The sequence below is a fragment of the Salinicoccus sediminis genome (assembly GCF_000986795.1).
In the GTDB taxonomy this organism is placed as follows: Bacteria; Bacillota; Bacilli; order Staphylococcales; family Salinicoccaceae; genus Salinicoccus; species Salinicoccus sediminis.
In genome coordinates this window covers 370,873-385,370 of sequence record NZ_LAYZ01000024.1, presented here as the reverse complement: position 1 = coordinate 385,370, position 14,498 = coordinate 370,873, and the positions used below count along the sequence as shown (strand labels likewise).

At 54.9% G+C, this 14,498-nt stretch carries 13 protein-coding genes; 10 read left to right on the top strand and 3 right to left on the bottom strand.

The genetic code is table 11. The features are described from left to right. The first annotated feature begins 6 nt into the window (after window positions 1–6). From WN59_RS10405 to WN59_RS10385, 5 genes are all read left to right on the top strand, one after another. A complete protein-coding gene (locus WN59_RS10405) occupies window positions 7–1,569 on the top strand; it encodes a peptide chain release factor 3 (protein WP_046516937.1) in 1,563 nt (520 codons plus the stop codon). 276 nt (window positions 1,570–1,845) lie between these two features. Further along, entirely contained in the window at window positions 1,846–2,634 is a 789-nt protein-coding gene (locus tag WN59_RS10400; RefSeq protein ID WP_046516935.1) for a TerC family protein, read from the top strand. 64 nt (window positions 2,635–2,698) lie between these two features. Next, the gene (locus WN59_RS10395; protein ID WP_046516932.1) at window positions 2,699–4,441 is read left to right on the top strand and encodes a S1C family serine protease; all 1,743 of its coding nucleotides are present in this window, start codon (window positions 2,699–2,701) and stop codon (window positions 4,439–4,441) included. Between the two features lie 170 nt (window positions 4,442–4,611). Next, the gene (locus WN59_RS10390) at window positions 4,612–5,967 is read left to right on the top strand and encodes a TrkH family potassium uptake protein (RefSeq protein ID WP_046516927.1); all 1,356 of its coding nucleotides are present in this window, start codon (window positions 4,612–4,614) and stop codon (window positions 5,965–5,967) included. A 77-nt stretch (window positions 5,968–6,044) separates the two neighbouring features. After that, window positions 6,045–6,977, top strand: coding sequence for a bifunctional UDP-sugar hydrolase/5'-nucleotidase (locus WN59_RS10385; protein ID WP_046516923.1), 933 nt, complete (start codon window positions 6,045–6,047; stop codon window positions 6,975–6,977). Window positions 6,978–7,430: 453 nt separating this feature from the next. Here WN59_RS10385 and WN59_RS10380 read toward each other — a convergent pair whose 3' ends face one another. From WN59_RS10380 to WN59_RS10370, 3 genes are all read right to left on the bottom strand, one after another. Continuing rightward, window positions 7,431–8,459, bottom strand: coding sequence for an NERD domain-containing protein (locus WN59_RS10380; RefSeq protein ID WP_046516919.1), 1,029 nt, complete (start codon window positions 8,457–8,459; stop codon window positions 7,431–7,433). A gap of 238 nt (window positions 8,460–8,697) precedes the next feature. Continuing rightward, window positions 8,698–8,895 (bottom strand): YkvS family protein, encoded by a 198-nt coding sequence (locus tag WN59_RS10375; RefSeq protein WP_017548075.1) that lies wholly within the window; start codon window positions 8,893–8,895, stop codon window positions 8,698–8,700. 152 nt (window positions 8,896–9,047) lie between these two features. Beyond that, complete coding sequence (locus tag WN59_RS10370; protein ID WP_046516914.1) at window positions 9,048–9,635, bottom strand: sigma-70 family RNA polymerase sigma factor; 588 nt, start codon at window positions 9,633–9,635, stop codon at window positions 9,048–9,050. Window positions 9,636–9,806: 171 nt separating this feature from the next. Here WN59_RS10370 and WN59_RS10365 point away from each other — a divergent pair, with 171 nt between their 5' ends. The 5 genes from WN59_RS10365 to WN59_RS10345 all read left to right on the top strand — a co-directional run bounded on the left by WN59_RS10365 (window position 9,807) and on the right by WN59_RS10345 (window position 14,476). After that, window positions 9,807–10,307, top strand: coding sequence for a competence protein ComK (locus tag WN59_RS10365; protein WP_046516911.1), 501 nt, complete (start codon window positions 9,807–9,809; stop codon window positions 10,305–10,307). A 99-nt stretch (window positions 10,308–10,406) separates the two neighbouring features. Next, window positions 10,407–11,978, top strand: coding sequence for a hypothetical protein (locus WN59_RS10360; RefSeq protein WP_046516909.1), 1,572 nt, complete (start codon window positions 10,407–10,409; stop codon window positions 11,976–11,978). After that, on the top strand, window positions 11,968–12,768 hold the full coding sequence (locus WN59_RS10355; RefSeq protein WP_046516907.1) for a hypothetical protein: 801 nt from the start codon (window positions 11,968–11,970) through the stop codon (window positions 12,766–12,768). The genes WN59_RS10360 and WN59_RS10355 overlap by 11 nt, the downstream gene beginning before the upstream one ends. 106 nt (window positions 12,769–12,874) lie before the next feature. Then, window positions 12,875–13,300, top strand: a complete 426-nt coding sequence (locus WN59_RS10350) for a MarR family winged helix-turn-helix transcriptional regulator (protein WP_046516905.1) — start codon at window positions 12,875–12,877, stop codon at window positions 13,298–13,300. Window positions 13,301–13,495: 195 nt separating this feature from the next. Continuing rightward, entirely contained in the window at window positions 13,496–14,476 is a 981-nt protein-coding gene (locus WN59_RS10345; protein WP_046516903.1) for an acyltransferase family protein, read from the top strand. Window positions 14,477–14,498: the final 22 nt, after the last annotated feature.

Sequence of the window (14,498 nt, the reverse complement as noted above, 5' to 3'; positions counted from 1 at the left end):
AGTTTTATGGATCTGACACAGGAAATAGAAAAAAGGAAGACGTTCGCCATCATCTCACACCCGGACGCCGGGAAGACGACGCTCACCGAGAAACTGCTGCTCTTTGGCGGCGCCATCCGCGAGGCGGGTACAGTCAAGGGGAAGAAATCGAACAAATTCGCCACATCCGACTGGATGAAAGTCGAGCAGGAGCGCGGCATCAGCGTGACGAGCTCCGTCATGCAGTTCGACTTCGACGGCTACAAGATCAACATACTAGACACCCCGGGACACGAGGACTTCTCCGAGGACACGTACCGCACACTCATGGCCGTTGACTCCGCCGTCATGGTCATCGACGCCGCGAAGGGGATCGAGCCGCAGACGCTCAAACTCTTCAAGGTGTGCCGTATGCGCGGCATCCCGATCTTCACATTCATCAACAAGCTCGACCGCGTCGGCAAAGAGCCGTTCGAACTGCTCGAAGAGATCGAATCCACACTCGAGATCGAAACATATCCGATGACGTGGCCGGTCGGCATGGGCCAGAGCTTCTTCGGCATCATCAACCGCAAGGACCGCACCATAAACCCCTACAGGGAAGAAGAAAGGCTCCAGTTGACGGATGACTACGAACTCCAGGACAATCATCCTATCGAAGCGGACGAAGCCTTCCAGACAGCGGTTGAAGAGTTCATGCTCGTCGAGGAGGCGGGCGACGACTTCGACCGTGAAAAGATCGCGACAGGCGACCTCACCCCGGTGTTCTTCGGCTCCGCACTGTCCACGTTCGGCATCGAGGAATTCCTTGACACATACGTCGACTTCGCCCCCATGCCGACAACCAGAAAGACGAAGGACGACGGTGAAATCATACCGACCGATGACGCCTTCCGCGGCTTCATCTTCAAGATCCAGGCCAACATGGACCCGCGCCACCGCGACCGCCTGGCCTTCATGAGGATCGTCTCCGGGAAGTTCACGCGCGGCATGGACGCAACGCTCGCCCGGACCGGCAGGAAGTCGAAAGTGACACGTGCCACGATGTTCATGGCCGATGATACCGAGACGGTGAACGAAGCCTATGCCGGCGACATCATCGGCCTCTACGATACGGGCACCTACCAGATCGGCGACACGCTGCACAGTCCGGATGCCAGGAAGTTCGAGTTCGAGGCGCTGCCGCAGTTCACCCCTGAACTGTTCATGAAAGTGTCCGCGAAGAACGTCATGAAGCAGAAGCACTTCTACAAGGGCATCGAGCAGCTGGTGCAGGAGGGAACGATCCAGTACTACAAGACGATCCACACCAACCAGCCGATACTGGGAGCCGTCGGACAGCTCCAGTTCGAAGTGTTCGAACACCGCATGAAGAACGAGTACAACACGGACGTCATCATGGAACCGATCGGCAAGAAGATCGCCCGCTGGATCGAAAACGAAGAGGATATCACGGAAGCGATGAACTCGCCGAGATCCAATCTGGTGCTGGACCGCTACGACCGGAAGGTGTTTTTATTCGAAAATGAATTTGCCACCAGATGGTTCACGGACAAATTCCCTGAAATCAGACTTTACAGCATGCTGTAAATATCCGCTTTACTTTTTTGGCAGGATGTTTTATATTTAATGATGACTTATGAAAAGAATGCTGCCTTTCCAGGCTGCCCCGAGGGCGGCCGAAACGGAAAAGGGGAGTAACGAATGGGGCGACCCATCAATGCATCGTCACTACGGAGAAATCCCGGTGCATTGAGCAATGGCATCACATTGTATCGTGAGACCTTGACCGGATCTGTGTACGTCATGGATCCTGGATCGGGGTCTCTTTTTGTTTTGTCAAAACAACTTTCAGGAGGAATTTTTATGGATTTTGCTGTTTTGCTCGAGTACTCGTGGGTACTCATCGTACTCATCGTACTCGAAGGCCTGCTTGCAGCCGACAACGCTGTCGTGCTCGCAGTCATGGTCAAACACCTTGACCCGAAGAGGCGCAAGAAGGCGCTCTTCTATGGTCTGCTCGGCGCATTCATCTTCCGCATGATCGCCATCCTGCTGCTCGTGTTTCTCGTCCAGTGGTGGTGGATGCAGGCACTTGGCGCAATATACCTCTTCTACGTGTCGATTTCACACCTTATCAAGATAAGACAGGGGCAGAGTGACGAGGAAGACCTGGAGAAAATGGAGAAAAAGCAGAAGGGCAGCGGCTTCTGGATGACAGTCTTCAAAGTCGAACTGGCCGACATCGCGTTTGCAATCGATTCGATCCTTGCAGCGGCCGCAATCGCGCTCGCACTGCCTGAGGTCGGCGGCGACTTCTTCGGCGTCAATGCCGGACAGTACACCGTCATGCTCATCGGCGGATTGATCGGTGTCATCATCATGCGGTTCTTCGCGACATGGTTCGTCGAAATCCTCCAGCAGAAGCCGGGACTCGAAGTGGCGGCCTTCGTCATCGTCGGCTGGGTCGGCGTCAAACTCGCCGTACTCACGCTCGCACACGACCAGATCGGCGTAATCCCGCACGAATTCCCGCATTCGACAACATGGAAACTGATCTTCTGGGCAGTCATGATCGTGGTCATCCTGATCGGCTGGTTCTCCAGTAAAAATGCAGAAGGGGACGACGGCAAAAGAGTGGAAAGCAACTATTAAAATCTCTATAATATAGTGTAAGTTCATTTTAGTGTAAGTTCATTTTTGACAGGAGGCGTCGCACTTGGATAAAGGAGAGAAACATATCATTCCGAGAGAACAGTACCGCCGCAAACGCAGAGTCTTTTCATCGGAAGACAGGCGCGAATTCGCGCCTGATGACGCGAGACAGCAGGCAGAGCGCCAGCAGGAGGCGGAGCGCACGCGTGAATTCCAGGACGACCCCGGAGCCCGGAGGGGTGCGGACGGCGAAGGGACGCCTCCGGCGTCCCACACCGATCCGGACCTGAACCCGAACCAGAATCCCACGCCGGCCCCGGACGAAGATTTCGGCACGGATCCAAGGGAAAACGCAGCGCCGACACCGACGCCGAACCAGCCGACGCAGGAACAGAAGGAAGACGCAGATCCGGACCGGGACTATCATCCGGGCGAGGGCGGCTACGGCGACCGCTCGGCGCCGGCAGGCGGCGTCGGCGTGATTCCGGCAGGCAACCGGGGCGGCGACAACATCGGTCCGAACGAACCGGATGACAGGCGCGGCGGCCCGCCGGGTGATGACGGGCGCGGTTCCGGCGGCGGAAGACGCCGCGGATGCCTCTTATGGCTGGTGCCGCTCATCATGGGCGCGATCGGCGCCCTGGCTGTGCTCCTTCTGTTCAACTTCTTCGGAAGTGATGACGGAGGCACCGGCATCCAGGAAGGCGAAGAGACGGCCGTCGAATCGGAGCAGGAGGCGGTGCCGGAGGATTCCCGCAACGAGCTTGAGGACATCAAGCAGCAGATCGAGGAGAACAGCGGCAACTCCGCCGACGGCATCACCGATACGACCGCGGCCATCCAGAAGGCCAAGAAATCCGTAGTGTCCGTCATCAACCTGCAGAAGGCGGAATCATTCATGCCGGGCATGGCTGACAATCCGGAAGCGGAACCCGAGGAAGCGGGCACCGGCTCCGGCGTCATCTACAAGCTGACTGAGGACACGGCATACATCGTCACGAACAACCACGTCGTCGAAGGGGCCGAAGAGCTCCAGGTCAACCTCGAGTCCGGTGAACAGCTCACAGCCTCCATCGTCGGTGCCGACGTCTGGACGGACCTCGCCGTACTTGAAGTCGACCGCGGCGAGATCGACAGCGCCATCGAATTCGCGGACAGCGACGAGCTGCTCGTCGGCGAGACGGCAATCGCCATCGGTTCACCGCTCGGAGAGGCATTCTCCGGCTCCGTGTCCCGCGGCATCGTCTCCGGCCTCGACCGCAGCGTGCCCGTCGACATCGACGGCGACGGCAACTACGACTGGGAGTCCAACGTCATCCAGACCGATGCGGCCATCAACCCCGGCAACTCCGGCGGGGCGCTCGTCAACGCCAGCGGCAACCTGATCGGCATCAACTCCATGAAGATCAGCATGCCGACCGTCGAAGGCATCGGCTTTGCGATACCGTCGAACGAAGTCAGGGAAATCGTCACACAGCTCGAGGAGAACGGCGAAGTCACACGCCCTTACCTCGGCATCCAGCTTCAGGACCTCTACACGGTGCCGACCGAAATACTGACCAGTGAAATGAATCTGCCGGAAGACGTCACAGAAGGCGTCATCGTCAGCAACGTGCAGCAAGGCACACCGGCCGCAGACGGCGGACTCGAGCAGTACGACGTCATCGTGTCACTCGACGGCGAGCCGATCCAGAACATGCTCCAGCTGCGCCAGTACCTGTACTATGAAAAAGAGCAGGGCGAAGAGATGACAATCGAATTCTACAGAAACGGCGAACAACAGGAGACGACAGTCACCCTGGAGTAGTATTGCCGCCGGCCCTCGGGCCGGCTTTTTCTTTTGGGGATGAAAGTCTTATACCCCACTGAAAACGGGTATGGATGAAGGCGGAGGGATGCCCGGATGCACACAAAAAAACGGGATGTCATTTGAAATGATTTTTTGTATACTGGTAGTAATTGAAAGAAGGTGCATCGATGCTTAGGTGGCTGAAAAGTTTTTTACACAAGATGAGTCCGCAGCGCTGGATATTCATCTACTATCTGCTGGCGCTGTCCGTTGCGACACTGCTGCTCAGCTTTCCTCTGTTCTACCGGGGAGATAAGGACATACAACTGATCGACGTGATATTCGTCGCCGCCTCGGCGCTGTCGGTCACCGGCCTCACGCCGGTCGGCATTGCGGAGACATTCAACACGGGCGGCTACATCATGATCATGCTGATCATGAACCTCGGCGGCATCGGCATCATGGCCCTCGGCACACTGATATGGGTGTTCTTGGGGTTCCGCATCGGCCTCCGCGAGCGCATGCAGATCATGGTGGACAACAACCAGACCAAATTGTCCGGCGTCGTCCGGCTCGTTGTCGAGATATTCAAGACGCTGATAATCATAGAAATCGTCGGCGCATTCATATACATCATCTATTTCATGGCACATGGGGGCGGCATCAGCCATTCGCTCATGACTGGAATCTTCCTGTCCGTGTCAGCGACGACGAATGCGGGGATGGATCTGTTCGGCAACTCGCTGCTCGACTATACGGAGAGCTATTTCCTGCAGCTCATGGTCATGCTGCAGATCATGCTCGGGGCCATCGGCTTCCCGGTGCTGCTTGAAGTCCGGGATTACCTGAGCCGGAGGCATAAGAAATTCCGCTTCTCGCTGTTCACCAAAGTGACGACATCGACGTACGGGCTCCTGCTCCTGGTGGGTACGTTCTTCATATTCGTCATGGAATCGCAGAACTATTTCAGGGATGACACGTGGTTCAAGACGCTCTCGAACAGTTTCTTCGCGTCCTCGACCACACGGAGCGGCGGGCTCACTACCGTCGACCCCGCCCACTTCGCCGACGGCACACAGGTCGTCATGAGCGGCCTCATGTTCATCGGCGCGAGCCCGAGTTCAGCGGGCGGCGGCATCCGCACGACGACGCTCGCGCTCGTCATACTGTTCCTCGTTGCATTCAGCCGCGGGCGCGGCCGTGTCAATGTCTTCAACCGTGAAATCGCACGCGAAGACCTGCACCGGGCCTTCGCCGTCATTTCACTTGCCGTCGTGCTGGTGTTCTCCGGCATCGTGTCGATCACGGTGATCGAGGACAGCCGTTTCGATTTGATCGATGTCATATTCGAAGTGACCAGCGCCTTCGGCACATGCGGGCTGTCGACCGGCATCACGGATGAGCTCAGCGCCCCGAGCAAGGTCATCATCATGATGTTCATGTTCATCGGGCGCATCGGCTTCATCTCATTCCTGTTCAGCATCGGGGGCCGCCAGCACGAACTGCCGTACCGCTTCCCGAAAGAGCGCCTGTTGATCGGCTAGGGGTTTTTATCCGCACGGTCCATTTGAATTTGAATTTCGTCTGAACCGATAGATTTTTGGAAAGGAAGGGGAATTCCATGCAGGAGTTTTTCAGCATCAGCCTCATCATCACCCAGCACCTGAACCGGTCGCTCGGCACACGGGCGGGGGTCAGCCTGTCGAAGGTGTCCAAATACAAGCGCGGGCTGGCGCTTGAAGAGAATACGCACATTCTGCTGTCGGACCTCGGCGGCTCGATGGGCATCGACCAGGATTTCTCACAGCCGCGTAATCCGGCAATCACGTGCATGAACTACATGCAGTACGATTTCGGCGTCTTCAACCACCAGGACCTCTCGAACGTGTCGAAGCTGCGCCGCGCGCTGAGCTTTTCGAATTTCCCGTGGATGAACTGCAACGTCGCCCATCCGATGACGAAGGAGCCGTTCTTCGGCGAGCCGTACCAGATGTTCACGATCAACGGCATGAAACTCGTCGTTGTGAGTGGCTACGGCGGGGATTTCATCCCCGAGGAAGGAGACCGGGATCCGACACTGCACATCTCGGGCCTTGGCAGCTCGGTGAAACGCTGGCTGCGCTATATATATGATTCCGTCGACCCCGACTACGTCATCGTCTGCATCTCCGACTGGGACGGTGAAACGGCCGCCGTCCACGAGGACATGGAAGGTGTCGGCATGCTCATCACCGGCAGCCCCGGGCCGGAGGCGGACGGCGGTGAGACGGACGGAGCTGATGCCGGCGGGGACGATGCCGGCAGTGCGGCCGGAGTCGTTCTGAGCCCGCGGATCTCGGCCTCCAAGTACGAAACTTACAACGTGCCCGAAGACGGCCGCGTGCCGATGTACCATCACCACCACAACAGCCAGGTGATGCACGTCTCCCTGAACTTCAAAACCCGCACCACCACATATGAATACCTTGGCCACTCCGTCGCCCGCATTGACCAGGAAGTCTCCCAGCTCAGCGAAGACTACAACCTCCTGGATCTGGTGCACTATCATCTGTAAAGCACCCCGCGCGGGTGTTTTTTTGTTAATAAAAACCGGGGCGCCTTATAGTTGTTTTCAGATCGGGAATAGGGGCGGCCGCTCTTATCGTCGATTGCCGATCGGGAACAAGCAAACGTCGGCTCTTATCATCGTTTTCGAATCGGGAATAAGCGGAGAGCCGCTCTTATCTTCGTTTTCGAATCGGGAATAAGCGGAGAGCCGCTCTTATCTTCGTTTTCGAATCGATAATAAGAGCACCCCCCTCTCTTATCACCGATTTTGATTCAATAATAAGGCAGACGTTTCTCTTATCTTCGATCACTGAACGATAATAAGCGCCACCCCCTGGGTTATCATCGATTCCAAAACGACAATAAGCCAACGCATTCTCTTATTATCGAATCCGGATCGACAACAAGAGCGGCCGTTCTCTTATCGTCGATCCCAGATCAATAATAAGAGCACCATCTTTTACAGATAATTCGCCTGCAGTTTGTTTATCCTTGGATGCATTTCAAACATAAATTCCGGATCGTGTTCGTAATGTGAAGAATAGCCTCCACCTGTTAAGATTTTAACCGGATTATTATCAGCCACCCTGTAGTGGGTACGGGAACTGTTTGGAACAATGGGGAAATACTTTTTCATCAGCCGCTGAATCCTCTGCAGATCCACTGATTCACCAAGAAAGTCGAAAATCTTCTTTTTCGTCACCTCCTCGCCCGGGAACAACACTGCGAAATCGACCACAGTGCGGACGACCAGCCTTTCGACGGTCTCGGTATAGCCGCACCCGCGGCACACGGACACGAACCGTTTCATCTCCACGTCAAAAATTCCGCACTTAAAACAGTTCGCGCCCAGCCTGAGCCGCCCGCAGTCAGTTTCCGGGACCGGATAGGGATCGGCAATGATGCGTCCCGCTATTTCCTCGGACAGGATTTTCGCGGAACGGCCGGATGTATGATTGCCGAGACTGCGGAAGTACTGCTTCAGACGATTCCGCATGATGAACTGCCTGGAACCGCCGTCACCCGCATCACCCCCGAAAATGAAATACGGATTGATGAAGACAATCTCCTTCTCAATATCGAACTGGAACCCCGACTCATTGCGGAGTTTCACTAGTTTCCCGGCAGCGCGGCCGAGCTGACTGACGGGGTCCTCGGAAATCTGCTGGCCGCGCACCCTCCACACACCGTTCTCATACGAATAATTGCCGCTGTAATTTTTGATCTCGTTCGCAATCAAAACATTATCCGCCACGATCAGCGCATCGAACTGGACCTCAGCGCCGCCGACCCTAAGCCATATATCCCGGAAAACGAAAAGATTGTCATGCCCGACCGCATCAAGCACCGCGTCATATTCACACTCGCCCGAATACCCCGAACGGTACCGCCCGAGATCCGCCGCCTCCTTCCGATCAAGGTCCGCACGTCCCGACAAAGTTTCAAAGTATACATGCTGCTTCGACCTGTTCCTCTCAGTAATGAACATATCTGCCTCCAAAATTCATGATAAAAAGCCCTTTACCCTATATATGCCTAAAAGATGCCGATTTGATCTTTTCAGAATTAAAAAAGCAGATTTCGCAAAACCGGCACCATTTCACCACCGCATCCCCGAATAATAGAAGAAATTGCCAAAACACACCGGAATTCCGCCCTTGACACCAGAAAAAACCCCGACACCCTCACAACAGAGGGGCCGGGGTTCCAAACCAATATAGGAAATACTATTCTTCTATGATCGTGTACCGTTTGTGGTTGACCACCGTCTTCTCGAACATCTCATGCTCGTCGAAGCTGTCGTTGATCGTGATGTCGACAATGACGGAATTGTCATTCACCTTCTCAACCTTGCCTTTCATGCCGTCAAACGATACGATGTTGCCGACCTTCGCCGCAACTACTTCTTCATCTACATCTGCCATGCGTCATACCTCCACAACAATGATGTAAGACATTATACTACTTTTTGCGCCATTTGTAATCAACATTCCGGCCGATTTACAAAATAATTGTCAACCGCCTACACCAATCCGGCAGGATGAAAACACGCATCCGCACGAAAGTCCGCCGCCCGTCACCCGCGCAGCGCACCAAGTTTCGCCCGGGCACTCCGGCGCCAGTTCTTCACGCTCGACACGCTGAACCCGGAGGCTGCTGCGATCTCGACAACGGTGTAGCCGTCAAGTGTCAGCAGCAGCCACTGCCGTTCGCGGCAATCGAGCGTGCCCAGCATGTCGCGGAGCTCACCGAGCAGAACCGCATCATTGCCGGATGCACCCGTATTCTCCATCAAAACGTCGTCATCGGTCGCACTGACGTTGTTCGTGTAGCGCGACACGCGGCGGATCTCATCGACCATCCGCTGGTAGATGCGGGTGTAGACGAACTGTGATTCGGTGGCGCCGCGGGCGGCGATGTCATCAAAAGTGGATAATGCGTTGTATACGGCGAGCCGCCCGACCTGCATGTAGTCGTCCTGGTCGAAGCGGACATTCAGCCGCCCGATGATGCTCTGGATCATGGGTTCATACTCCATGATGCGCCGGTCGAATGCACGGTCGTCCGCATCAATGTATTCTGTGCTTTTATTATCATCAAAATCTGTCATCACAATCTCCTGTGATGTATCGATACATCTGAAAGTATTTCCGGATGCATCCATCATAGCGCCGCCGGACTCGGGAAAACGAATGACATAGCCGCCCGAAATAACACCCAGACCGCGACTGAGTTAACTATTTAAAATATTTTGTTAATTATATGTTAAATAACTTGAAGTTGAGTTATAATTATCTTGAGTAATGGGCTAGACATAACAACATTGAGGTGAACCATGAATACTGAAAATCCGCTGAACGCAGGCGTGTTCTACATCGAACCGGTGCAGCACCCCGAGTTCCTCTGTCACATGGTATATAAGAACGGCCGCACACTGCCTTCGGCCAAACCGTCCGAATCACTGATCGATGAACTGCTGCTCCATACATACGGCTCGACCATCAAGGCGCGCCGCACCTATCTGAAAAAGGCACACGAAATCCACAGGCAGGGGCCGATCATCCTCGATGAGCAGCTGCAGTTTGTACTGTTCCCGATTACGGTGAGCCGGCAGAGAAATCAGTTCTGGGTGAACCTGTACCATTTCCTGCGCTTCACCCCGGGATCAACACCCGGCACGACCATCATCCACTTCAGCGACGGGACGCATGTGGACGTGCATGCGGATTTCCCGTTCTGCGAGAAGCAGTACAGCAAGGCGCTCGTTGTCAACGACCGGCTGATCAAGATCAAGGAGCAGAATGCGAGGTACGCCATCCGGCGCAGCTTGACATGAACCGGCCCCACAATAACGAAACTTTCTGTAAATTCCGGGCAATCCCTTTTAATTTCACGGCCAGTTTAGGATAATGGGGACAGGTGAGGGGGTGGTGTGATGAAGATACTGGCGGCCGGCGGCATTTATATCGATACGGAAAACACGGCCCACATCGAAACTGCCGGCGGATTCAAGATTGCATCACTCATCGGGCGCCATTCCACGAGCGAAACTCATATACATACGAATTTCAGCACTGAAGAGACGAAGATCACAGATGCAGTAAAGAAGTCGCTGCGTGCGGACGGTGTCGATACACGGCGGGCCGGCAAGGTGTCGGCGGCATACGGGCGCCTGTATGACAGCGGGTTTGACGCCGGAAGCAACAATTATGAAACGGTGAAGTCTGACCGGCGGTTCGGCCACTGGTTCCATGATGCCGATGTGTTCGTGCTGTCAACGGACATCGCCGAGCGGGATTTCAGGATACTCATGGCCGTTGCAAACAACAACGATATCGAAACACATGTCTTCACATGCGGCGAGTATCCGGTCACAAGCCGGCGGGAGAATGTCCACATCCATGCGCTTGACGGCGCGGAATATCCGAAACCCGGCTATCACAGGCAACTTGATACCATAATGGGCATTCTGGTGGACGCCGGTATCATCGGTCGGACTCCGGTGGAACGCGCCCCGGACGAAATGCCGAAGACAGCGCTCCATGATGCGGGCCGTTTTCTCCTGCAGATTGCATCCCTCGCCCTGGCCGCCGCCCTCGTCATCGGCGGCGGGATACTGCTGCTCGAGCAGCTGAGCGGGCCGGGGGAAGAATATGAAACCGACATCGACTGGCAGCAGCCGGTGGACCATGCGGATTGTGCCACCATAGAAGAATGTCGACAGCTCGGCGACCGGTATCTCGACGAACTTTCCGATTACATCGACATCGATGAGGAGCCGCACATCTTCATTGAGAACAGGAGCCGCACAGACTACATCACATACAGAGTGGACGACGAGCTGAACCTCGCCGACCCGGTGCATGAAAATACACTGCCGGTCGGCACGGAGGAGGAATTCCGGGAGATATGGCACAGGTTCACCGCCATCATTCCGCCGGAACGCCTCACCACGGTCACCGGCTTCAACCTGTTCTCGGACGGCGAGGGCAACACGCTCGCCTACGTCGACATACAGGCAGATGGCACGACGCTCGGCGTCGATATCCGGGACAACACCAACCGGGCCGCCCAGTACCGCACGCTGATCCATGAATACGGGCACATCCATTCGCTGCCGGCCGGGGATTTCACGGACGGCTGCGGCGGCACGGAACTCGACTGCCTGGAGCAGGACGCGCTGCTCGCCGGCTACATCGAGCGCTTCTGGAGCCAGTACGGCGACAAATGGCTTGAGAACAAATACAAGTCGGACCCCGAAAAAGAGGCGTTCTTCAACAATAACGCGGAAGATTTCTACGTACCGTACCAGGCGCTGAACCCGAAAGAGGACTATGCCGTGACTTTCACGGCATTCATCACGGGGACCATGCCGGAGACGGATTCCCAGCTCGCGGACGTCAAAGTGCGCGCATTCTATGAAGATCCGGACCTCGCGGCACTCCGGGTGGACATACTCGGAAACCTGTTAGCATACGAAAAAGAGAGGGTATCAGATGAAGCTTAAAGTGAAGATCAGGGATACGAAACTCACGATAGAGAAAGTGACCATCGACGCAGGCAGTACAGTGGCTGAACTTGTCACGGCACTCGCCCGGCAGGACCTCGTGAACGAAAGTTTCACCGGCGGGCTCAAAGTGAAAGGATTGGAGGATGAAGATCTCATGTCCGTTACCCTGCATCACCTGTTCGGGGAAAGTGAGCGGGCCGAGATATACAATACGGATATGACGATTACACTGACCGAGAGGCGGGTAAAGGGGAATACCCTCGCCGGTCGAATACTGCTGGATTATTCGAACCTCCTCGAGACGGCCGGCAAACTCCATGAACTGACCGAAGTGGAACCGGTGAGGGCGGGCACCTTATTCTACGTGCAGCAGCAGCGCCGACAGTATTTTATCCGTATGGAAGATGCAGGGCTCGAGTTCTTCCATTTCAGGGACCAGTATGATGATGCCTTCAGCGGGACGGGCCGCTCGCCGTTCCTGCGGGTGGAACTGAAGGAACGAAGCGCCCTCACGCCGGATGAACTGAAGTGGCTGCGTTCGATTACGCTGCCGGCGAAGGAGAAGAAAAATCCGGTGATCCATTTTGACCCGGAGCGACTGAGCCAGGAATTTCTCGATGACATCAACGTGCTCATCCACCGGATTGTCGTCATCATCGGCCGGTTCAGGACCCGCGGCGAAGCGCTTGATGCGCGCGGACGGCACATCCCCGCCTACGTGCAGGTCGGCGAAGAGTGCTCGGTCGGCTACATACCAGAAGAACAGCTGGAGAAGATAAGAAAGTGAATAGACTGAAAGTACGGCCGTTTGTGAATTAATATGTTTTTTTGTGTATACAGGTTGTGTATAATGATAGTAGAGTTATCACGAATACACTGCGGAGAAAGTCGGGATGTCTGTGACAGCTAAAACAAATACACGGAATGTATGCAGATACATCTATTTGCTCAATGCTAAAATAGATCATCTTGCAGAATTTGAAACCGAGAAGGGGAATCTTACGCGGGATCAGCTGTATATCATTGAGATGATCGCCGAAGAGCCCGGCATTACACAAAAGCTGCTCGTCGAACGGTTCAAGAAGAAACAGACTTCCGTGTCCCGGGCAATCACAAGGCTTGATGAACGCGGTTTCATCCAAAAGGAACCGGATCCGGCAGATAAGCGCGCCACGCACCTCGATCTGACAGATCTCGGCGAAAGGACGCTTGTAAATCTGGAGGATGCGATATGCGAACTGTCCGATCAGATCGTGTCAGAGCTCGATGAGGAGGAGAAGGAAGTCTTCATCAAAGCGCTTGAAAAGATCCACTTATAAGGAACCATGGAAAAACACCCCGGGAATTTTATTCCCGGGGTGTTTTTTGCCCCGAGCAATCCGTCCGATTGTAAAGATTGTGTAAAGGAGGGGGTTTCAGCCGGCTTTCAAATGACATTCTGACATGAAAGATGATAAGATTTATCAAGCTGAAAGTAATAATTAATCATCTGATAAACGGGCGGGGTGAAGCGCATGGCGTCAAAAAGGATAGAGTGGCTGGATATCGCAAAGGCGCTCTCCATCATACTCGTCGTGCTGGGGCATGCCGGCCATCAGTACCTGGATGTCTATCTGGGATGGTTCCGGATTCCGCTGTTTTTCTTCCTGTCGGGCATACTGTTCAAGCCGGTCTGGATCCGTGACTTCTCCAGTTGGGCTAGAGAGAAGACGCGCCGGCTGATGGTGCCCTATTTCGCATACGGCATACTCATATTCGCCGTATTCAACCTACATAACTTGGACATGATATTCGAGCATATCGCAACACTCCTCTACGGGGGCCGGGTGCTCGAGGGGCCGTACGGCGTGTTCTGGTTCATCACGGTGCTGCTCATGACGCAGCTTCTCCTGGGCCTCATGAGCCCGCTCAGAAGAGGGGCGCAGATGACACTGGTCCTCGCACTGTTCGTCATCGGGCACACTCCGGTGCTTTCGTCCTACAACTTCTTCTGGAACATGGACACTGTGCTGGTTGCGGTCCTTTATTATTCGCTCGGGTATTATGCGAAGGATTTCATCGTCAAATACAACAGTTCGTTCTGGCTGGCCCTGTCGTCTGCGCTCATTGCGGCATTTTTCATCGTGCTCAATGCGAACGGCTTCATGACCCACGAAATGAACATGAAGATGGGTCGGCTGAATAATGTGTTCATGGATATCATCGTGCCAATATCGTTCTTCATGCCGGTGATATACTTGAGCACGGTCCTGACCCGTTACAGGATCAAAGAGGTGCTTGAGATCGTCGGCAGGTATTCCATCGTCATCATGTATCTGCACCTGCCGGTCAACATATTCTTCCGTACGGTGCTCAACTACGATGTGACGACGTTCGAATTCACGTGCTTCGGCGTGGTCATCCCCGTGATGATCGGCATGCTGATGTCGCGTATGGGTGCCACGAGGAGACTGCTGCTCGGCCAGAAAAAAAGAGTGCCGGAAACTGCGGGCTGAAGCGGAGGATCCCGCTTCTGTC